The following is a 19,333-nucleotide window of genomic DNA, read 5'->3' on the forward strand; positions in this document are numbered from 1 at the left end:
CGCCCTCGCGATGCCGGCGGCCTCGGCCGCGTCCCCCCTCCTCGAGGTCGAGGACCTCCACGCCTATTACGGCAAGAGCCACATCCTCCAGGGGGTGAGCTTCCGGGTCGGGGCCGGGGAGATCGTGTCGATCCTCGGCCGCAACGGGGTGGGCCGTTCCACCACCCTCAAGGCGATCATGGGCGACGTGCCGCCCCGCGGCCAGATCCGCTTCAAGGGCCAGCCGATCGCCGGCCTGAAACCCTACGCGGTGGCCCGCCGGGGCCTCGGATACGTGCCGGAGGAGCGGGCGATCTTCCCCAAGCTCACGGTGCGCCAGAACCTGGCGCTGGGCGAGAAGAGCGGGAAGCGCGGCGGGCGCTGGTCCTACGCCGACATCTTCCGGCTGTTTCCGCGCCTGGAGGAGCGGATCGACACGCCCGGCGGCGTGCTCTCGGGCGGCGAGCAGCAGATGCTCACGATCTGCCGCACCCTGATGGGCGACCCGGATCTCATCATGATCGACGAGCCGACGGAGGGGCTCTCGCCCCAGATGGTCGCCCGCGTCGCCGAGATGATCGGGGAGATCGCCGCCCGCGGCGTGTCGGTGCTGCTGGTCGAGCAGAAGCTGACCATCGCCCTCAAGCTGTCGCAGCGCCTCTACGTGATGGGCCACGGCCACGTGGTGTTCGAGGGCACGCCGGCGGCGCTCTCCGCCAACGAGGCGGTGCGGCGGGAGTGGCTGGAGGTGTAATACGACTTCCGATCAACCTGTTCAGACAAAATAAAGCGCGGGATCCCCTCTCCCGTGTGGGAGCGGGGTAGGGGCGATCGAAGATCGCGCGAGGGTGGCGCGCTTCAGGGAAAGGCTGAACCGTCCCGCTGCCAGCACGACCTTCAGCGCTTCACACTGAAACGTGTCACCCTCACGCGGGATCTTCGATCCCCACGGCCCCTCTCCCACACGGGAGAGGGGAGACGCGCTCTACTTCTATTCGCGCAGATCAAGCGGAAGTCGGAGATTCATCCGGTCCGCGAACCGACATCCTGCTCGTCATTACGGTCTCCGCTGTCGCGGCCCCGAGATGACAATGGAAGGTGTCAGCGCACGCCGAGCAACTCCACGTCGAACATCAGAGTCGCGTTCGGCGGGATCACGCCGCCGGCGCCGCGGGCGCCGTAGCCGAGCTCGGGCGGGATCACCAGGGTGCGCTTGCCGCCGACCTTCATGGTCGAGAGGCCCTCGTCCCAGCCCTTGATGACCTGGCCGGTGCCGACGGCGAAGCTCAGCGGCTGGCCGCGGTCGAGCGAGCTGTCGAACTTCTTGCCCTTCTGGCCGTCCTGGTAGAGCCAGCCGGTATAGTGGACGTTGACGGTCTGGCCGGTCTTCGGCTGCGGACCGGTGCCGGCGACCGTGTCCTTGTACTGAAGACCGGACGGGGCGGTGACGAACGAATCGGCGGAGGCTGAGGCGGTCATGGCGATCGTGAGGGCTCCGACAAGGTAGAAGGGCGAACGGCGCATCGACGGGATCGTTCCTGTGCGTGACGTCGGGACCCCAGTTAGGGCATTGCCCGGCCGGCGGACAGGCCATCAGGCCGGCGGCAGCGCCTCGGGCTCGATCGTGCCGCCCTCGGCCCAGCCCATGAGCAGCGCCCGCACCGCCGCCGGGTCGGCGAGGCGGTGGCGGGCGACCGTCTCGCCGGGCCCGACCCGGATCGAAATCCCGCCATCCTCGTTCACCGGCACGAAGGCCTTCTCGTCGGTGAGGTCGTCGCCGATGAAGATCGCCCGGCGGCCGGCATAGGGCGCCTCGCGCAGGAAGGCCCGGATGGCGTGGCCCTTGGTGGCGCTGGCGGGCAGGATCTCGGCCACCGCCTTGCCCTGCTGCAGCCGGTAGGCCTCGCCGAGGATGCCGGCGACCGACGCGGCCGCGGATTGCGCCCGGGCGGCGTCGGCGGCGTTGGCGAGGCGCCAATGCACCGCGACCGAGCAGCCCTTGTCCTCGATCAGCACGCCGTCGAGGTCCGCCGTCGCCTGCTGCAGCGTGGCGACGCCCGCACGCAGGGCGGGATGCGCCGCCGGATCGCCGCCGAGGATCCGGCCGTCGCGGCGCTGCTCGACGCCGTGCAGGCCCGCGGTGTCGAACCGTTCCGGGTCGAGGAACCCGTCGATGGTGGCGATCGGCCGCCCGGTCACCAGGGCCAGCGCCCCGCCGAGGCGGGTGCGCAGCCGCGCCAGCCCCGGCGGCAGGGCGGGGGGAACCACGACGCCGTCGGGGCGCGGCGCGATCTCGACGAGGGTGCCGTCGAAGTCGAGGAAGAGGGCGTAGGCTGTGTCGGTCAAGGGATCGCGTCTCCCGTCGCTGCCGGAGACCGGCGTGGTGAGCGGGCCGCGGCTGGCCCGCGCTCCGGAAGGCCTACATAGCGGCCGGACCCGCGGGGCAAAGCGGGGGAAGGGGCCCGGACGACCGCATCGTGCCGCCGGATCACCGGGGTGCCGGGGCGGCGGATGGCGTGTCCTGGGGGCAAATTCCTAGCAGTGATGAAACCGCCATAGCAAAGCGGCGGCACGGCGCATAGGATTCGCGTGGATATCGGGCCGGGCCGGGCCTCGCCCGGTGCCGCGGCGGCGGCCCCGACACAGGCCGAACCCGACCGGCTTTGCCACGGGCGCGGGGATTCCGGTCGGGACTAACCGTCATCTGCTGGCTTGGGTTAGCAAGGTAACCTTTGATTCAAGCGCACGTGATTTCTGGCTCGAGAGTGCGGTGCCATGATCGGCCGGACCGGATGGGGTGAACGCGCTGTGCGCAGGATGCAGGCCATCGTCGATCTGTTCCGGATCGAGACCGCCAACACGGACCTGATGCGGGCGCAGATGCGGGCCCTGCGCAACCAGGTGCCCTTGCTCTACGTCATCCTGGCGATCAACTCGACGGCGATCGCCGTCACCTATCTCGGCGTCGCGCCGAACTGGCTCACGGTCTACCCGCTCGGCGGCCTGCTGGCGCTGTGTTCCTTGCGCTTCGGGGTATGGCTGCGCGGACGCCGGCAGCCGCTGGACGAGACCCGGCTCGCCGCGAAGCTGCGGCTCACGGTCGGGCTCGCCGGCGCGCTGGCGGTCGGCTTCATGGCCTGGAGCTGCGCGCTCTTCGGCTACGGCGACGCCTACGCGCAGGCCCACATGCTGTTCTACGTCGGCACCACAACGATCGCCTGCGTGCTCTGCCTCGTGCACCTGCGCGCCGCGGCGCTCCTGGTGACGGCGATCGTCACGATCCTGTTCTGCCTGCATGTCAGCCGCCTCGACAACCAGATCATGCGGGCGATCGGCCTCAACCTGGTGATCGTCAGCGCCGCCCTGGCCTTCGTGATCGTCGCCTATTACCGCGATTTCACCCGCCTGATCGGGCAGCAGGTCGAGCTCGAGCGCCTGAGCCGGGAGAACCTGCGGCTCGCCAATCTCGACACGCTGACCGAGCTGCCGAACCGCCGCAGCTTCTTCGCCTCCCTGGACCAGGCCGCGGCCGAGGCGGGGGCCGGGGGGCAGCCGTTCGTCGTCGGCCTGGTCGACCTCGACGGGTTCAAGCCGGTGAACGACGCCCAGGGCCACGGCGCGGGCGACGCCGTGCTGCAGGAGGCCGCCCGGCGCCTGCACGCCGTGGTGGGCGGGGCCGGCGTGGTGGCGCGCCTCGGCGGCGACGAGTTCGGCCTCGTCCTGCGCGGCGCGACCGCGCTGGCGGCCACGGGCGAGGCGATCTGCGGCGCCCTGGCGATGCCGTTCCGGCTGCCGCATGGCGGCACCGCCCAGATCGGCGCCTCGATCGGCTTCGCCGCCTATCCGGAGGCGGGCCACAAGGCCGCCCAACTGGTCGAGCGGGCGGATTTCGCGCTCTATCACGCCAAGACGCACAGCCGCGGCGCCGCGATCCTCTTCACCGAAGAGCACGAGCGGCTGCTGCGCACCCAGAGCGTGATCGAGCAGGCCCTGCGCCACGCCGACCTGGCGCGGGAGCTGAACCTGGTCTTCCAGCCGATCGTCGATGCGCGGCGCGGCCGCACGGTGGCGTTCGAGGCGCTGGCGCGCTGGACCCATCCGGAACTCGGGCCGATCTCGCCGGCGGTGTTCATCCCGATCGCCGAGCGCGCGGGCCTCATCACCCGCATCACCGCGGTGCTGTTCGGCCAGGCGCTCGCCGCCGCCCGGGCCTGGCCCGAGCGGGTCGCCCTGTCCTTCAACCTGTCGATGGCCGACATCGCCTCGCCGCAAGCGGCCGCCGCCCTCGTCGCGGCCATCCGGGCGAGCGGCCTTCCGCCCGAGCGGGTGATCCTGGAAGTGACGGAGACCGCGCTGATCCAGGACGTGGCGCAGGCCCAGACCGTGCTCGAGACCCTGAAGGCCAGCGGCATCGCCATCGCGCTCGACGATTTCGGCACCGGCTACTCGTCCCTGAGCTACGTCCACCGCCTGCCCCTCGACAAGCTCAAGATCGACCGCAGCTTCGTCAGCGAGGTCACCACCGATCCGGCCAGCCGCGACATCATCACGTCGATCGCCGCGCTCGCCCGCAACCTGACGCTCGACTGCGTGGTGGAGGGGATCGAGACCGACGAGCAGGCCCGCCTGCTCAAGGAGCTCGGCTTCGTGCTGATGCAGGGCTACCATTTCGGCCGGCCGATGGCCTTCCCCGACACCCTGCGCTACCTCGATTCCGAGGCGGTGCGGGCCATCCGGCCGGTCCAGGCGGTCGCCTGACCGGGGGCACCCCGCGCCCCGGGAGGGGAGACAGGGTCCATGCTCACCTACGCGATCGGCGACGTCCACGGCCGCGCCGACCTCCTCGCCCGCCTGCTCGCCCGGATCGAGGAGCACCGCGCCGGGCGCCCGCGCCGCCTGGTCTTCCTCGGCGACGCGATCGACCGCGGGCCCGACAGTGCCGGGGCGGTGGCCACCTTGCGCGACCTCCAGGCCCGCGAGCCGGACGCCGTGACCTGCCTAATGGGCAACCACGAGGCGATGCTGCTCGACGCGGCCGCCGGCACGAACCGCGACCTGTGGCGGATCAACGGCGGCGGTGCGGCGCTCGCCTCCTACGGCGCGGCGCATCCGGGCGAGCTGCCGGCGGAGGTCGTGGCCTGGATCGCCGCCCTGCCGACCCTGCACGGCGACTCGTTGCGCTGGTACGTCCATGGCGGCCTCGACCCGGCGCGCGATGCCGAGGCGAGCGACCGCGAGACCCGGCTGTGGATGCGCGAGCCGTTCCTGTCCGCGGGCCACGATTTCGGCCGCCACGTCGTGCACGGCCACACCCCGACCCGGGACGGCCGGCCGGAGCTGCTTCCCCACCGCACCAACCTCGACACGGGCGCGGTGTTCGGCGGGCCGCTGACGGCCGGGGTGTTCACCGACGAGCAGGGACCGCCGGTGGCGGTGCTGGCGGTGCGGTAGGGGGCGCCCGTCCCGTTCTCCCGACGGATTCTGAAGCCCTCGATGTCGTCCCGGGTTCCGCTGCGCGGCCCCGGGACGACCATGGGGGTGTAGAGCCCGCCGGCGATGCCGACGGGCTCCTGCACACCTGTCTCAGCTCTTCTTCGCCAACTGGGCGCGCGCGGCCTCCAGCACCTTCTCCGGCGTGAAGCCGAACTTGCTCTGCAGATCCTTGATCGGTGCCGAGGAGCCGAAGGTGTGCATGCCGAGGATCGTGCCGGTGCTGCCGGCGTAGCGGTCCCAGCCGATCACCGAGCCCTGCTCGACCGCGACGCGGGCGGTCACCTCGGGCGGCAGCACGCTGTTGCGGTAGGCCTCGTCCTGCTGCTCGAACAGGTCCCAGGACGGCATCGACACCACCCGGGCCTTCACGCCCTCGGCCTTCAGCGTCTCGTAGGCGCCGAGGCAGAGCTGCACCTCCGAGCCGGTGCCGATCAGGATCACGTCGGGCTTGGCCTCCTCGGCGCCGGCGAGCACGTAGGCGCCCTTGGCGGTGCCCGACGCCGGGGCGTACTTGTCCCGGTCGACGGTCGGGAGCGGCTGGCGGCTCAGCGCCAGCACCGCCGGCTGGTGCTTGAGGGTCATGATGACCCGGTACGCCTCCGCCACCTCGTTGGCGTCGGCCGGCCGGAAGGTGACGAGGCCGGGGATCGCGCGGAGCGCCAGCAGGTGCTCCACCGGCTGGTGCGTCGGCCCGTCCTCGCCCACGCCGATCGAATCGTGGGTGAAGACGTGGAAGACCGGCAGCTCCATCAGGGCGGCGAGCCGGATCGGCGGGCGCATGTAGTCGGAGAAGACCAGGAAGGTCGCCCCGTAGGCGCGCAGGCCGACGAGGCCGAGGCCGTTGACGATCGAGCCCATCGCGTGCTCGCGCACGCCGAAATGGATGTTGCGGCCGCCGGGCGTGAACGGCCCGAGGGTGCCGGCCTCCGGGCTCTCGAGCTTGGTCTTGTTCGAGGGCGCGAGGTCGGCCGAGCCGCCGAGCAGCCACGGCACCCGGTTGGCGAGCGCGTTCAGCACCTTGCCCGACGATTCGCGGGTCGCGAGGCCCTTGGCGTCGGCCGGGAAGACCGGGATGTCGGCGTCCCATCCCTCCGGTAGCTCACCGTCGAGATAGGCCGCGAGGTCCTTGGCGAGGGCCGCGTCCCCGGCCTTCACCTCCTCGACCAAAGCCAGCCACTCCTCGCGCAAAGCCTTGCCGCGGGCACCGATACCCTTGCGGAAATTGTCGTAGACGCCGTCCGGCACCAGGAACTGGGCGTCCTCCGGCCAGCCATAGGCGCGCTTGGCGCCCTTGACCTCGTCGGGGCCGAGCGCGTCCGAGTGGGCCTTCGGGGTGCCCTGCTTCGTCGGCGCGCCGTAGCCGATCACCGAGTTGACGATGATCAGCGTCGGGCGGTCGCCCGATTGCAGGAAGGTCTCGAGGGCGTGGGACACCGCCACCGTGTCGTTGGCGTCGGCGACGCGCAGCACCTGCCAGCCATAGGCCAGGAAGCGGGCGGCGACCTCCTCGCTGAAGGCGAGGTCGGTGTGGCCCTCGATGGTGATGGTGTTGTTGTCGTAGATCCAGCACAGGTTCGACAGGCGCAGGTGCCCGGCGATCGAGGCGGCCTCCGACGCCACGCCCTCCATCAGGTCGCCGTCGCTGCACAGGGCGTAGACGTTGTAGTCGAAGAGCGGCTGGTCGCCGTAGGCCAGGCGCTCGCCGAGGAAGCGGCCGCCCATCGCCATGCCGACGGAGTTGGCCACGCCCTGGCCGAGCGGTCCGGTCGTCACCTCGACGCCGGTGGTGAAGTGGTATTCCGGGTGGCCCGGGGTGCGGCTGTCGAGCTGGCGGAACTTCTTGATGTCTTCGAGGCTCACCGCCGGGGCGTTGCCCCCGTCCTTCTCCGCCACCTCGGCGAGGTGGAGCAGGCTGTAGAGCAGCATCGAGGCGTGGCCGACCGAGAGCACGAAGCGGTCGCGGTTCGGCCAGTGCGGATGCGCCGGGTCGTAGCGCAGGTAGTGGTTCCACAGGGTGAAGGCGACCGGGGCGAGCCCGAGGGGCGCGCCGGCATGGCCCGAATTCGCCTTCTGCACCGCGTCGATCGTCAGCGTGCGGATCGTGTCGATGCTGCGCTGGTCGATCTCGCTGGTGCCGGCCTTCGGCTTGGTGTCGGCTGCGCTCATCTCAGGGCCTCGTGACAGTAGGGGTGCCGGGGCGCCTCACGACGCCGCGCTCTGGGCCGCCTGCGGGTGCATCGCGGGCGCCTCGCCCGGATGGCCCGACGGGTCGGGGTCTCCGCCGCGCTCCTTAGCGGGTCCGATCGTCCGACTGAAGTTCAGAAGCGTGTTGACGAGCGCGACATGGCTGAACGCCTGCGGAAAATTGCCGACCTGGCGCTTGCGCACCGGGTCGTACTCCTCGGCCAGCAGCCCGACATCGTTGCACAGGGCGAGCAGCCGCTCGATCAGGGCCCGCGCCTCGTCGCGCCGGCCGAGGCCGATCAGGTTGTCGGCGTACCAGAAGCTGCACGGCAGGAAGGCGCCCTCGCCGGCGGGCAGGCCGTCGGTCGAGCTGCCGTCGGTACTCTTGCCGCTCGTGTCGTAGCGCAGGATGAAGCCTTCGTGCATCAGGTCGCGGCCGATCGCCTCGACGGTGCCGACGACCCGCGGGTCGTCCTGGGGCAGGAAGCCCATATGGGCGATCAGCAGCAGGCTCGCATCGAGGTCCTTCGAGCCGTAGTACTGCACGAAGCTGTTGAGCTCCTTGTCGAAGCCCTTCTCGCAGACCTCGCGGTGGATCCGGTCGCGCACCCCGCGCCAGCGCTCGACCGCCTTGGCGTCGCCGGCGGTCGGCTCGTCGGCCGGATGAACCTGGGAAATTTGCGCGTCGTAGAAGCGGATCGCCCGGTCGAAGGCGACCCAGGCCATCACCTTCGAGTGGACGAAGTGCTTGCGTCCGCCGCGCACCTCCCAGATGCCCTCGTCGGGCTCGCTCCAGACCCGCTCCAGGTGGTCGAGCAGGGCGCGCCCGACCCTGACGCCCGATTCGTCGGCGAGCATCCCGCGCTGGTGGGCCTGGAACAGGGCGTCGAACAATTCGCCGTAGACGTCGAGCTGGAATTGCTGCGACGCTGCGTTGCCGATCCGCACCGGGCGCGAGCCCTCGTAGCCGGGCAGCCAGTCGAGCTCGATCTCGGGGAGAAGCCGCTCGCCGGCGATGCCGTAGAGGATGTGGGCCTGCTCCGGGCTGCCGGCCACCGCGCGGGTCAGCCAGTCGCGCCAGGCCCGGGCCTCGTCGATGTAGCCCGCATCCATCAGAGCGAGCAGCGTGAAGGTCGAGTCGCGCAGCCAGCAGAACCGGTAGTCCCAGTTGCGCACGCCGCCGATCTCCTCCGGCAGCGAGGTGGTGGGCGCCGCCACGATGCCGCCGGTCGGCCGGTAGATCAGCGCCTTCAGGGTCAGGAGCGAGCGGGTCAGCACCGCGTCCCAGGGCGTGCCGCCGTGGCAGCGCTGGCACCAGGAACGCCACCAGGCGGTGGTGGAGGCCAGCATCTTGCGCGGCTCGATCGGGGCCGGGTCCTCCTCGTGCGAGAGGCCGTAGCTCAGCACGAAGGACACGCTCTTGCCCGCCTCGACGGTGAAATCCGACACCGTCGACTGGCCGACGCCTTTCAGAGGCGCACGGGTGCGCAGGACGAGCTTGTTGGGGCCGGCGATGGCCCGCAGATCGTCGTTCTCGCTGCGCGAGACCCAGGGAATCGCGGAGCCGTAATCGAAGCGCACCACCAGGTCCATGCGCATCGCCACCCGGCCGCGCACGCCCTCGACGAGGCGCACCAGGTGGGTGCCGTCCTCGACCGGCATGTAGTCGATCACCCGCACCGCGCCCTCGGCGGTCTCGTGGGTGGTCTCGAGCACCAGGGTGTTCTCGCGGTAGCACCGGGTGGTCGTCGCCTGCTCGGCGGGCGCGATGCGCCAGTGGCCGTGATCCTCGCGGGTGCCGAGCAGGGCCGCGAAGCACGCCGAGGCATCGAAGCGCGGCCAGCACAGCCAGTCCACGCTGCCGTCGCGCCCGATCAGCGCGGCGCTGCGCCCGTCGCCGACGAGTGCGTAATCCTCGATGAGCAGCGCCATGGTGCGTCCCGAACAGTGCCGTGACGCGGTTAGCTAGAGCGGCCTTTCTTCTGGTCCAACCCGGGCTCCGCCCTCCGGGATGCGAGCCGGGCTCAGCGCCGGCGGTCGATCAGGTCGATCATCGCCGCGCCCGCATTGGTCACGCCGTCGCCGAGCGCCACCATGGTCTGCGTCACCAGCCCGCCGGTCGGCGCGAAGGGCAGCCAGGGCGCGCGCTCCGGCTCCGCCCCGCCGCTCGCCGTGCGGGTCGCCGGCGTCGGCTTCTCGGCGGTCGCCGTTCGGACCTTGAGGTCGTCGGGCCGGACCGGCGGGCGCAGATCCGCCAGGGCCGGCACCGCCCGGGGGCGATGGGTGGCCGTGCGGCGCAGGACCTTCTCCTGCCTGGTCTCCTTCGCCTCCTGGTTCGGCAGCAGCGGCAGCACCGGCATCGGGGCCTCGGCCGGCAGGCCGGCGATCAGCGGGAATTGCTGCTCGAATTCGAGCGGGTAGGACGCGCGCACCCGTCCGTCGGCCTCGGGCACGATGCGGAAGAGGTCGCCGCCCGGCAGCGGCTGCAACGCCGCGACGTGGCTCTCCGGCGCCCGCGGCGGGGCCTCGCGCCAGTACAGCGAGCCCGCGGCGAGGCAGGCCGCCACGCAGGCGGTGGGCAGGAGCGGCAGGTAGCCCCGCGAGGCGCCGGGCAGGTTGCCGATCGCGCTCGTCTCCGCCGGCTTGCGCGTCCGCCCGTTCTGCCGCATCCGAACCTCCCGCTCGATCATGGCGGGAGTGAAGCCTGCGTTTCGGGCCGAAGCGGGGCCGTTTCTTTGCGCTTTCGTGTCGACGGGCCGATCCGTGCCTTTCGGGGGTGTCGCCCGAACCTCCCCCGGGGTAAGGTTCGGTCCTGCCGCTTCTTGTCCGTCCCGGGGCCGAGCACCGTCTCAGGCCCGACATTTGCGTGATCCGACGCCGACATGCCCGACCGCGCAACCCCCTCGGCCCCGTCCTCCGGGGACAACAGCCTCGTCATCGCCGTCGTCGACCCGAGCCGCGCCCGGGCCGCGATCCTGGAGGAGGGCCTGCGCGCCGTCGAGGGCGCGCGGGTGGTGGTGATCCCCGACACCGCCGACCTCCTCGACCGGCTCTCCGCCCTTTCGCCCGACGTGGTGGTGATCCACCTCGAGAGCCCGAGCCGCGACCTCCTGGAGCAGATGTTCGGGGTCTCGCGCCTCGTCGAACGCCCGGTGGCGATGTTCGTCGACCGCTCGGACGCGCCGATGATGCAGGCGGCGGTGGATGCCGGCATCTCCGCCTACATCGTCGACGGCTTGCGCGCCGAGCGGATCAAACCGATCATCGAGATCGCGATCCTGCGCTTCAACGCCTTCGCGCGGCTCCAGCGCGAGCTCTCGGAGGCCAAGAGCGAGCTCGCCGACCGCAAGCTGATCGAGCGCGCCAAGGGCATCCTGATGAGCGCCAAGGGCCTGACCGAGGACGAGGCCTACAAGCAGCTGCGCCGCAAGGCCATGAACGAGAAGCGCAAGATCGTCGACATCGCCCGCGCCATCGTCACCGCCGCGGACCTGCTCGGATGAGGCTGCAGCTCGGCTACGTCCCGCTCACCGACGCCGCGGTGCTGGTCGCCGCGGTGGAGCGCGGCTTCACGGCGGAGGAGGGGCTGGAGGTCGACCTCGTCGCCGAGCCGTCCTGGGCCACCTTGCGCGACCGCCTGGCCCTCGGCCTCCTCGACGGCGCCCACATCCTGGCCCCGCTCGCGCTCGCCTGCCATCTCGGCCTCTCCGGGCCGCAGGCCCGCCTGATCGCGCCCGCGGCGCTCGCCCGCGACGGCAACGCCGTGACCCTGTCGCTGCCGCTCTGGCGGGCACTCGATGCCGCTTCCGACGCCGTGCCCGACGTCGCCCGGGCGCTGGCCCGGGTGGCCGAGGCGCGCGCGGGCGAGGGGCGGCCGCTGACGCTCGCCACCGTCCACCCGTTCTCCAGCCACACCTACCAGTGGCGGCGCCTGCTGGCCCTGGGCGGCAGCTCGCTCTCGGCGGTGCGCCTCGTCGTGGTGCCGCCGCCCCGCACCGTCGAGGCGCTGGAGCGCGGCCTGATCGACGGCTTCTGCGTCGGCGCGCCGTGGAGCAGCGTCGCGGTCGAGGCCGGGGTCGGGCGCATCGCGGCCCTCGGGGTCGCCATCGCCCCGGGCTGCCCGGAGAAGGTGCTGGCGCTGCCGGCCGAGATGGAGGATCGGGCGGCGCCGCTCCTGCGCGCGGTGAGGCGGGCGGCGCGCTGGTGCGGCGAGCCGGGAAACCGCGAGGCGCTGGCCGCGCTCCTCGGGCATCCGCGCCATCTCGGGCTCGATCCGGCGCTGATCCTGCGCGGGCTGTCCGGATCGCTGCGGCTCGCGCCGGGCGGCCCGGTGGTCGCCGTCGGGAATTACATCGCCCTCGGCGAGGCGGAGCTGATCCCCGATCCGGCCGCCCTCGGCTGGCTGTTCGCCGAGATGGCGGCGGCGGGGCAGGTCGAGGCGGGGCATGTCGAGGCGGGCGCGGGGCCGGACGCCGCGGGATTGTATCGGGCCGATCTGCTGGCGGCGGCGTGAACGCGAGTCGGATGGAACTCGGGGTTCAGATCAGCCCCGCCAGCCGCAAGCCCACTCCAGCCGCCGCGCAAGCCCCCAGCACCGGGATCATCCCGACCCTGAACCGGAACACCGCCACGGTCGCCGCCAGCGCCAGGGCCAGCGCGTAGGGATCGACGCTGGAGAGCACCGGCACGTCGAGCCGCACCGGCCCGACCGCCGCCGGGTGCAACTCGCGAAACAGCGTGTGGAGGGCGAACCAGACCGCCAGGTTGAGGATCACCCCCACGACCGCCGCGGTGATCGCCGAGAGTGCGCCGGCGAGCGCACGGTGGCCGCGCAGGCGCTCGACGTAAGGCGCGCCGACGAAGATCCAGAGGAAGCAGGGTGCGAAGGTGACCCAGGTCGTGAGCAACCCGCCGAGCGTGCCGGCGAGGAGCGGCGGCAGCGCGCCCGGCGCCCGGTAGGCGGCGAGGAAGCCGACGAACTGCGTGACCATGATGAGGGGCCCCGGCGTGGTCTCGGCCATGCCGAGGCCGTCCAGCATCTCGCCGGGCTTGAGCCAGGCGTAATGCTCGACCGCCTGCTGGGCGACGTAGGAGAGCACCGCGTAGGCGCCGCCGAAGGTCACCATCGCCATCTTCGAGAAGAACACCGCGACCTGGGAAAAGACGTTATCCGAGCCGAGGGCGAGCAGGATGGCGGCGACCGGCACCAGCCAGATCGCACCCCAGACGAGCAGCATCCGCAGGGTGTGACCGGCGGCAGCCCGCTCCCGGGGAAGCTCGTGGTCGTCGAGCAGGAACGGGCCCTCGACGGTCTTGCCCCCGGCCCCGTGCCCGCCGGCCCTGAACTGCGGCAGGCCGGCCCGCCCGCCGAGACAGCCGACGATGCCGGCGGCCAGCACGATCAGCGGGAAGGGCACGTCGAGGAGGAAGATCGCCACGAACGCCATGGCCGCGAGCCCGACCATCACGGGCCCTTTCAGCGCCCGCTTGCCGATGCGGATCACGGCCTGGAGCACGATCGCCAGCACCGCGGCCTTGAGGCCGAAGAACAGGCCGGCGACCGGGCCGGCCTCGCCGTAGAGGACGTAGATCCAGCTCAGGGCCATGATGGCGAGGAGCCCCGGCAGCACGAACAGCCCGCCGGCGAGGAGGCCGCCGCGGGGCCCGTGCATCAGCCAGCCGACATAGGTCGCGAGCTGCTGCGCCTCCGGCCCGGGCAGCAGGGTGCAGAAGTTGAGCGCGTGCAGGAAGCGGTTCTCGGAGATCCAGCGCCTCTCCTCGACCAGCACCCGGTGCATCACCGCGATCTGCCCGGCCGGCCCGCCGAAGGACAGGGCGGCGACCCGCAGCCAGACCGGCAGGCTTTCTGCCAGGGTGACGGGCCGGGGCGGCGCCCGGTCAAGCGTCGCGGGCTCAAGGGTCGTCACGAGGGCAGGCTCTCCGGTCGGGGTGCGCCGCAGCGTAGCGCGATCGGTCGCGTTGTGCGACAGAACGCAGCGATTACATCCGGGGAGCGGGTGCCGCCGGCCTCGCGCCGTCCGTCGAGAGCCCGTCAGGTCCCGCTTGAGCAAGCCCAAATCCCTCCTCACCCCCGAGCGCCGCGAGGACGATGCCGACGCCTCGATCCGGCCGCTCAGCCTCGCCGACTTCACCGGGCAGCGCGCCGCCCGCGCCAATCTCCAGGTGTTCATCGACGCGGCGAAGAAGACCGGACAGGCCCTCGACCACGTGCTGTTCGTCGGCCCCCCCGGCCTCGGCAAGACCACGCTGGCGCAGATCGTCGCCCGCGAGCTCGGGGTGAACTTCCGCTCGACCTCCGGCCCGGTGATCGCCAAGGCCGGGGACCTGGCGGCGCAGCTCACCAACCTCGAAGAGCGCGACGTCCTGTTCATCGACGAGATCCACCGCCTCAACCCGGCGGTGGAGGAGATCCTCTATCCGGCGATGGAGGATTACCAGCTCGACCTGATCATCGGCGAGGGGCCGGCCGCCCGCTCGGTGAAGATCGAATTGCCGAAATTCACGCTGGTGGCCGCCACCACCCGGGCGGGCCTGCTGACGACGCCGTTGCGCGACCGCTTCGGCATCCCGATCCGGCTCGAATTCTACGACATCGACGAGCTCGAGCTCATCGTCAGCCGCGGCGCACGGGTGCTCGGCATCGGCATGGCGCCGGACGGGGCCAACGAGATCGCCAAGCGCGCGCGCGGCACGCCGCGCATCGCCGGGCGGCTGCTGCGGCGGGTGCGCGACTTCGCCATCGTGGAGGACGCCCCCACCATCACCCGCGCCATCGCCGACCGGGCCCTGCGGCTCCTCGACGTCGATCCCGCCGGCCTCGACACGATGGACCGCAAGTACCTCAACATCATCGCCCACTCGTTCAACGGCGGACCGGTGGGTGTCGAGACGATCGCGGCGGCGCTCTCCGAGCCGCGCGACGCGATCGAGGAGATCATCGAGCCCTACCTGATCCAGAAGGGCTTCGTGCAGCGCACCCCGCGCGGCCGGGTGCTCACCGCCCACGCCTTCCGCCATCTCGGCCTGCCGGAGCCGAACCGCGATCCCACGGTGCAGTTCGGGCTGTTTCCCGGTGACGAGGATGCGTGAGGAGGGGAGGGGGTACCGCCTGTTCACCCGCCGCCGGGTGCTCCAGGGGGCGGGCGCCGTCGCGCTGTCCGGCGTCAGCACCGGCGCCTACGCCACCGGGATCGAGCCGTTCCGGCAGGTCGCGACGCGCTACGCGATCCAGCCGAACCCCGCCGCGCCCTGGCCGGCGGGATTGCGCCTTCGCATCGCCGCGCTCACCGACATCCATGCCTGCGATCCCTGGATGAGCCTGGAGCGCATCGCCGGCATCGTCGCCGCCACCAACGCGCTCCAGGCCGACCTCGTGGTGCTGGTCGGCGACTTCATGGTGGGCCAGCGCTACGTCACCCGCGTCATTCCGGCGGTCGAATGGGCACCGGTCCTCGCCGGCCTGACGGCGCCCCTCGGGGTCTACGCGGTGCTCGGCAATCACGATTGGTGGGAGGATCCGGAGGCCCTGCGCCGCGGCGCCGGCCCGACCGCCGCCGGCACGGCGCTGACGCAGGTCGGCATCCGGGTCCTGTCGAACGAGGCGGTGCCGCTCGCGACCCGGGCCGGGCCGGTCTGGCTCGCCGGGCTCGAGGACCAGCTCGCCCTGCTGCCGGCCCGGCGCCGCACCGGTCGCGGACGGGTCGGCCTGCACGACCTGCCCGCCACCCTGGCGGCGGTGCCCGACGGCGCGCCGATGATCCTGCTCGCGCACGAGCCCGACATCTTCGCCGAGGTGCCGGCGCGGGTCGCCCTGACCCTGTCGGGCCACACCCATGGCGGGCAGGTGCGGCTCTTCGGCTGGTCGCCGGTGGTAAATTCGCGCTATCCCGGCCGCTACGTCTACGGCCATGTCCGGGAGGCGAGCGACCTCGTGATCTCCGGCGGCCTGGGCCTGAGCGTCGCGCCGATCCGCCTCGGCGTGCCGCCGGAGATCGTGGTGGTGGAGCTGGGGACGGGGGCGGTGGCGTAACGCACGTTTCAGCCGATCCCGTTTGAAGTAAAAGGCGCGGGATCCCCTCTCCAGGCGATGCCGGGCTTGCCAGAGATCCTTGCCCGGCATCGCCTGGAGAGGGAAGCGCGTGACTGGTCGAAGCCTCATCTCGGCGAAGACTATTCGAGGCGCGAGCAGACGAGATCGAGGACTGACCCTGCGTGACCGAGACCATGCCCCCGGACGCCCACGCCCTTCCGGTGCGCGTCTACTACGAGGACACGGATTTCTCCGGCTTCGTCTACCACGCGAGCTACCTGCGCTTCATGGAGCGGGGCCGGACCGAGCTCCTGCGCGGGCTCGCCGGCGACCAGTCCGACCTGCACCGGGAAGCGGACGGGCTCGTCTTCGTGGTGCGGCGCATGACTCTCGACTACCTCAAGCCCGCCCGCATGGACGACGCCCTGACGGTGCTCACCGCGACGCGCGAATTGCGCGGCGCCTCGATGCATCTCGACCAGGAGGTGCGCCGCGGCGACGAGACCCTGGTGCGGGCGGACGTCGTCGTGGCCTGCGTGCGCGAGGGCCGCGCCGTGCGCCTGCCGGAGGCCCTGCGCCGGACGCTCACGCGGCGTTGAGCGATCCCGCTCACCATTCCTTAACCCTGGCGGGAGCTTAACTCGGGCCGGGCGAATGCTCCGTCCCGGAGCGGCGGCCCATACTTTCGACAGATTCGGGCGCGATCGAACCACCATACGAAAAGCCCCGATCCCGGTTGGAGTGCCCGCGGGCCGTTCAGCGGCCCGGGACGCGAGGATAAGCCGCATGAATCCCGCCGATGCCGCCCAGGCGATGCCCGTGGCCGAGATCACGATGTTCGGCCTGTTCTGGCAGGCCCACTTCGTCGTCAAGGTGGTGATGCTCGGCCTGCTCGGTTCCTCGATCTGGTGCTGGTCGATCATCATCGACAAGACCCTGCTCTTCCGCCGCACCAAGGCGGAGATGGACGCGTTCGAGGAGGAGTTCTGGTCCGGCCGGCCGCTGGAGGAGCTCTTCCGCGCCTACAACGACAAGCCGGCGACCGGGCTCGCCGCCCTGTTCGTCGCCGCGATGCGGGAGTGGCGCCGCTCCTACGAGGGCTCCGGCCGCTCGATCCGCAGCCTCGGCCAGCGCATCGACAAGGTGCTCGACGTGACGATCCAGCGCGAGGTCGAGCGCCTCGAATCGCGCCTCCTGTTCCTCGCCTCGATCGGCTCGGCCGGACCGTATATCGGCCTGTTCGGCACGGTCTTCGGCATCATGACCGCCTTCACGTCGATCGCCGCCTCGAAGAACACCTCGCTCGCGGTCGTGGCGCCCGGCATCGCCGAGGCCCTGTTCGCCACCGCCATCGGGTTGTTCGCGGCGATCCCCGCGGTGCTCGCCTACAACAAGCTCCAGGCCTCGGTGGCCAAGTCCCAGGGGCGCCTCGAAGGCTTCGCCGACGAGTTCTCGGCGATCCTGTCGCGCCAGATCGACGAGCGCATGGCGCTCGCGGCCTGACCTTAAGCCTCTTTGAAAAGGATTGAGCGATGGGCATGGCCTCCGGAGCGGCACAGGGCGGCGGGCGCCGTCGGCGCGGCCGGCGGGGCGGCGGCGCGATCAACGAGATCAACATGACGCCGTTCATCGACGTCGTGCTGGTGCTGCTGATCATCTTCATGGTCGCCGCGCCGATGATGACCGTCGGCGTGCCGCTCGACCTGCCGCAGACCAAGGCCGCCCCGCTCAACCAGGATTCGAAGCCGATCACCCTCTCGATCCGCCAGACCGGCCAGGTCTTCCTCGGCGAGGACGAGCTCACCGACGACGCGATCGTCGCCAGGATCTCGGCCACCGCCAAGGACGGTTTCGAGGAGCGGGTGTTCGTGCGCGGCGACAAGCGGGTCGATTACGGCCGCGTCGCCCAGGTGATGGCGATCGTGACGAGCGGCGGCTTCAAGAAGGTCGCCCTCGTGACCGAGCCCGACCAGCGGTAGAGGGCGGGGTTCGCCGTGGTGTTTCCCTTCGACAGGTCCGAACCCGGCGTCTGGGTCTCGGCCGGCGCGCACGTGGTGTTGATCGGGTTGGCGCTCTTCGCCGCCGCCTCGCACGTGCTGCCGCAGGCCGAGGAGGGCGTGCCGGTCGAGGTCATCACCGAGAACCAGTTTTCGGAGCTGACCAAGGGCCAGCGCGACGGCGAGGCCCCGGCCAAGAGCCCGCGCGCCGACCGGGTCGCCGACAAGCAGCAGGAGAACGATCCCGGCGAGGCCAAGTCCGACGTGCCGACGCCGCCGACGCGTCCGCCCGAGATGAAGGTCGCCAACGCCGAGGAGATGCCGGTGCCGCCGCTGCGCCCGGCCCTCGAGCAGCCCGAGCCCGCCCCGCTCCCGCCCGCGCGCCCCGACACCGCCAAGGCCGACGCCGAGAGGGCTGCCGCCGCGGCCGCCGCTGCGGCCGCGAAGGCCAAGGCGGACGCCGAGGCGCGCGCCGAAGCCAAGGCCGAGGCGGAGCGCGAGGCCAAGGAGGCGGCCAAGGAGGCCGCGAAGGAAGCCGCGCGCGAGGCGGCCAAGGAGGCTGCGAAGGCTGCCGCCAAGGCCGCCGCGGCCAAGGAAGCCGCCAAGGAAGCCGCCAAGGCTGCTGCTGAGAAGGCCGCCGCCGAGAAGGCCGAGGCCGAGGCGATCCGGCGCGAGGAACTGGCCGAGGCCAAGGCCGCCGCCGAGAAGGCGGCTGCCGAGAAGGCCGCCGCGAAGGCGAAGGCCGACGCCAAGGCGAAGGCCGAGGCCAAGGCGGAAGCGGAGGCTGAAGCGAAGGCCCAAGCCGAAGCGAAGGCCCGGGCGGAAGCCAAGGCTCAGGCTGAGGCGAAGGCGCGGGCGGAAGCGAAAGCCGAGGCCAAGGCTCAAGCCGAGGCGAAGGCGCAGGCCGAGGCCAAGGCCCGGGCCGAAGCGAAGGCCCGTGCCGAGGCGAAGGCCGAGGCGGAAGCCAAGGCCGAGGCCGAAGCCGAGGCGAAAGCGCAGGCCAAGGCTGACGCCGAAGCCAAGGCCCATGCCGCTGCGGAAGCGAAGGCGAAGGCCGAGGCCGCCGCCAAGGCCAAGGCCGTGGCGGACGCGAGGGCCAAGGCCGCCGCGGAAGCCAAGGCGCGGCACCAGGCCGAACTCGCCGCCAAGTTCAATTCGGGCGCGATCCGCGACGTGCTGGCGGCGCACGGGCCGTCGCACGCCACCGGCGCCACAGGCCGCGAGGTGCAGCGCACGGCGGCCCTCGGCGCGGCCACCGGCACGTCGCAGCGCCTCAACCCGAGCCAGCGCGACGCCCTGGTCGGCCTGCTGCAGCAGCAGATCGAGCGCTGCTACTCGGCGCCCCCCGGCGCCGCGCAAGGGATCGTGCTGCCGCAGCTCGACATCCGCCTGAACCCCGACGGCTCCCTCACCACCGATCCGCGCATCCTGCGCGCCGGCGGCAGCGCGGTCGACCGCTCGATCGCCGAGGCCGCGGTGCGGGCGGTGCGACGCTGCGCGCCCTTCCGCATCCCGTCCCAGTACGCCCCGTTCTACAACGACTGGCGGGTCATCAACGCGGAGTTCGAGCTGCCGCGGGCCTGACACGGCCCGCTCCGGCCGCCTGTTTCACCCAAGACGGACGTCCCCT

General features: G+C 71.8%; 17 protein-coding genes. 11 read left to right on the forward strand and 6 right to left on the reverse strand.

The window, feature by feature from the left end:
* The first annotated feature begins 10 nt into the window (after positions 1–10).
* Complete coding sequence (locus DK412_RS02595) at positions 11–733, forward strand: ABC transporter ATP-binding protein (RefSeq protein WP_109975018.1); 723 nt, start codon at positions 11–13, stop codon at positions 731–733.
* 347 nt (positions 734–1,080) lie between these two features.
* Here the strand turns inward: DK412_RS02595 and DK412_RS02600 are convergent, their stop codons facing one another.
* Positions 1,081–1,503, reverse strand: a complete 423-nt coding sequence (locus DK412_RS02600; protein ID WP_109970670.1) for an FKBP-type peptidyl-prolyl cis-trans isomerase — start codon at positions 1,501–1,503, stop codon at positions 1,081–1,083.
* 69 nt (positions 1,504–1,572) lie between these two features.
* Positions 1,573–2,325 carry a trehalose-phosphatase gene (otsB, locus tag DK412_RS02605; RefSeq protein ID WP_109970671.1) on the reverse strand — a complete coding sequence of 251 codons (753 nt, stop codon included), beginning with the start codon at positions 2,323–2,325 and terminating at the stop codon, positions 1,573–1,575.
* A gap of 471 nt (positions 2,326–2,796) precedes the next feature.
* Here otsB and DK412_RS02610 point away from each other — a divergent pair, with 471 nt between their 5' ends.
* The gene (locus tag DK412_RS02610) at positions 2,797–4,737 is read left to right on the forward strand and encodes an EAL domain-containing protein (protein ID WP_245447691.1); all 1,941 of its coding nucleotides are present in this window, start codon (positions 2,797–2,799) and stop codon (positions 4,735–4,737) included.
* Positions 4,738–4,776: 39 nt separating this feature from the next.
* The gene (locus DK412_RS02615; RefSeq protein ID WP_109970673.1) at positions 4,777–5,430 is read left to right on the forward strand and encodes a metallophosphoesterase family protein; all 654 of its coding nucleotides are present in this window, start codon (positions 4,777–4,779) and stop codon (positions 5,428–5,430) included.
* A 132-nt stretch (positions 5,431–5,562) separates the two neighbouring features.
* Here DK412_RS02615 and tkt read toward each other — a convergent pair whose 3' ends face one another.
* The 3 genes from tkt to DK412_RS02630 form a co-directional block, all read right to left on the reverse strand.
* Complete coding sequence (gene tkt, locus DK412_RS02620; protein WP_109970674.1) at positions 5,563–7,638, reverse strand: transketolase; 2,076 nt, start codon at positions 7,636–7,638, stop codon at positions 5,563–5,565.
* Positions 7,639–7,674: 36 nt separating this feature from the next.
* The gene (locus DK412_RS02625) at positions 7,675–9,588 is read right to left on the reverse strand and encodes a glycoside hydrolase family 15 protein (RefSeq protein WP_109970675.1); all 1,914 of its coding nucleotides are present in this window, start codon (positions 9,586–9,588) and stop codon (positions 7,675–7,677) included.
* 92 nt (positions 9,589–9,680) lie between these two features.
* A complete protein-coding gene (locus DK412_RS02630) occupies positions 9,681–10,325 on the reverse strand; it encodes a hypothetical protein (protein WP_162596079.1) in 645 nt (214 codons plus the stop codon).
* A 213-nt stretch (positions 10,326–10,538) separates the two neighbouring features.
* Here DK412_RS02630 and DK412_RS02635 point away from each other — a divergent pair, with 213 nt between their 5' ends.
* On the forward strand, positions 10,539–11,159 hold the full coding sequence (locus DK412_RS02635; RefSeq protein WP_109970677.1) for an ANTAR domain-containing protein: 621 nt from the start codon (positions 10,539–10,541) through the stop codon (positions 11,157–11,159).
* The gene (locus DK412_RS02640; protein ID WP_109970678.1) at positions 11,156–12,169 is read left to right on the forward strand and encodes a CmpA/NrtA family ABC transporter substrate-binding protein; all 1,014 of its coding nucleotides are present in this window, start codon (positions 11,156–11,158) and stop codon (positions 12,167–12,169) included. Before DK412_RS02635 ends, DK412_RS02640 begins: the two co-directional genes overlap by 4 nt.
* Positions 12,170–12,194: 25 nt before the next feature.
* On the opposite strand, the gene chrA is transcribed toward DK412_RS02640, so the two are convergent.
* Positions 12,195–13,583, reverse strand: coding sequence for a chromate efflux transporter (gene chrA, locus DK412_RS02645; RefSeq protein ID WP_109970679.1), 1,389 nt, complete (start codon positions 13,581–13,583; stop codon positions 12,195–12,197).
* A 136-nt stretch (positions 13,584–13,719) separates the two neighbouring features.
* Here chrA and ruvB point away from each other — a divergent pair, with 136 nt between their 5' ends.
* The 6 genes from ruvB to tolA all read left to right on the forward strand — a co-directional run bounded on the left by ruvB (position 13,720) and on the right by tolA (position 19,287).
* Complete coding sequence (gene ruvB / locus DK412_RS02650; RefSeq protein ID WP_109970680.1) at positions 13,720–14,766, forward strand: Holliday junction branch migration DNA helicase RuvB; 1,047 nt, start codon at positions 13,720–13,722, stop codon at positions 14,764–14,766.
* Positions 14,759–15,706 carry a metallophosphoesterase gene (locus DK412_RS02655; RefSeq protein ID WP_109970681.1) on the forward strand — a complete coding sequence of 316 codons (948 nt, stop codon included), beginning with the start codon at positions 14,759–14,761 and terminating at the stop codon, positions 15,704–15,706. Before ruvB ends, DK412_RS02655 begins: the two co-directional genes overlap by 8 nt.
* Positions 15,707–15,900: 194 nt before the next feature.
* Positions 15,901–16,305 carry a tol-pal system-associated acyl-CoA thioesterase gene (ybgC, locus tag DK412_RS02660; RefSeq protein ID WP_109975020.1) on the forward strand — a complete coding sequence of 135 codons (405 nt, stop codon included), beginning with the start codon at positions 15,901–15,903 and terminating at the stop codon, positions 16,303–16,305.
* A 187-nt stretch (positions 16,306–16,492) separates the two neighbouring features.
* Complete coding sequence (gene tolQ, locus DK412_RS02665; protein WP_099954332.1) at positions 16,493–17,209, forward strand: protein TolQ; 717 nt, start codon at positions 16,493–16,495, stop codon at positions 17,207–17,209.
* A 29-nt stretch (positions 17,210–17,238) separates the two neighbouring features.
* Entirely contained in the window at positions 17,239–17,685 is a 447-nt protein-coding gene (tolR, locus tag DK412_RS02670) for a protein TolR (protein WP_109970682.1), read from the forward strand.
* A gap of 15 nt (positions 17,686–17,700) precedes the next feature.
* On the forward strand, positions 17,701–19,287 hold the full coding sequence (gene tolA, locus DK412_RS02675; RefSeq protein ID WP_204165480.1) for a cell envelope integrity protein TolA: 1,587 nt from the start codon (positions 17,701–17,703) through the stop codon (positions 19,285–19,287).
* The last annotated feature ends 46 nt before the right edge of the window (positions 19,288–19,333 follow it).

The organism is Methylobacterium sp. 17Sr1-1, assembly GCF_003173775.1.
Taxonomy (GTDB): domain Bacteria; phylum Pseudomonadota; class Alphaproteobacteria; order Rhizobiales; family Beijerinckiaceae; genus Methylobacterium.

What these genes read in the sequence shown, in the direction of transcription:
- DK412_RS02595 (WP_109975018.1), top strand. Translation starts at nt 11, where the DNA reads ATGCCGGCGGCCTCGGCCGCGTCCCCCCTCCTCGAGGTCGAGGACCTC.
- DK412_RS02600 (WP_109970670.1), bottom strand. Translation starts at nt 1,503, where the DNA reads ATGCGCCGTTCGCCCTTCTACCTTGTCGGAGCCCTCACGATCGCCATG.
- DK412_RS02610 (WP_245447691.1), top strand. Translation starts at nt 2,797, where the DNA reads ATGCAGGCCATCGTCGATCTGTTCCGGATCGAGACCGCCAACACGGAC.
- DK412_RS02615 (WP_109970673.1), top strand. Translation starts at nt 4,777, where the DNA reads ATGCTCACCTACGCGATCGGCGACGTCCACGGCCGCGCCGACCTCCTC.
- tkt (WP_109970674.1), bottom strand. Translation starts at nt 7,638, where the DNA reads ATGAGCGCAGCCGACACCAAGCCGAAGGCCGGCACCAGCGAGATCGAC.
- DK412_RS02625 (WP_109970675.1), bottom strand. Translation starts at nt 9,588, where the DNA reads ATGGCGCTGCTCATCGAGGATTACGCACTCGTCGGCGACGGGCGCAGC.
- DK412_RS02630 (WP_162596079.1), bottom strand. Translation starts at nt 10,325, where the DNA reads ATGCGGCAGAACGGGCGGACGCGCAAGCCGGCGGAGACGAGCGCGATC.
- DK412_RS02635 (WP_109970677.1), top strand. Translation starts at nt 10,539, where the DNA reads ATGCCCGACCGCGCAACCCCCTCGGCCCCGTCCTCCGGGGACAACAGC.
- DK412_RS02640 (WP_109970678.1), top strand. Translation starts at nt 11,156, where the DNA reads ATGAGGCTGCAGCTCGGCTACGTCCCGCTCACCGACGCCGCGGTGCTG.
- DK412_RS02655 (WP_109970681.1), top strand. Translation starts at nt 14,759, where the DNA reads ATGCGTGAGGAGGGGAGGGGGTACCGCCTGTTCACCCGCCGCCGGGTG.
- ybgC (WP_109975020.1), top strand. Translation starts at nt 15,901, where the DNA reads ATGCCCCCGGACGCCCACGCCCTTCCGGTGCGCGTCTACTACGAGGAC.
- tolQ (WP_099954332.1), top strand. Translation starts at nt 16,493, where the DNA reads ATGAATCCCGCCGATGCCGCCCAGGCGATGCCCGTGGCCGAGATCACG.
- tolR (WP_109970682.1), top strand. Translation starts at nt 17,239, where the DNA reads ATGGGCATGGCCTCCGGAGCGGCACAGGGCGGCGGGCGCCGTCGGCGC.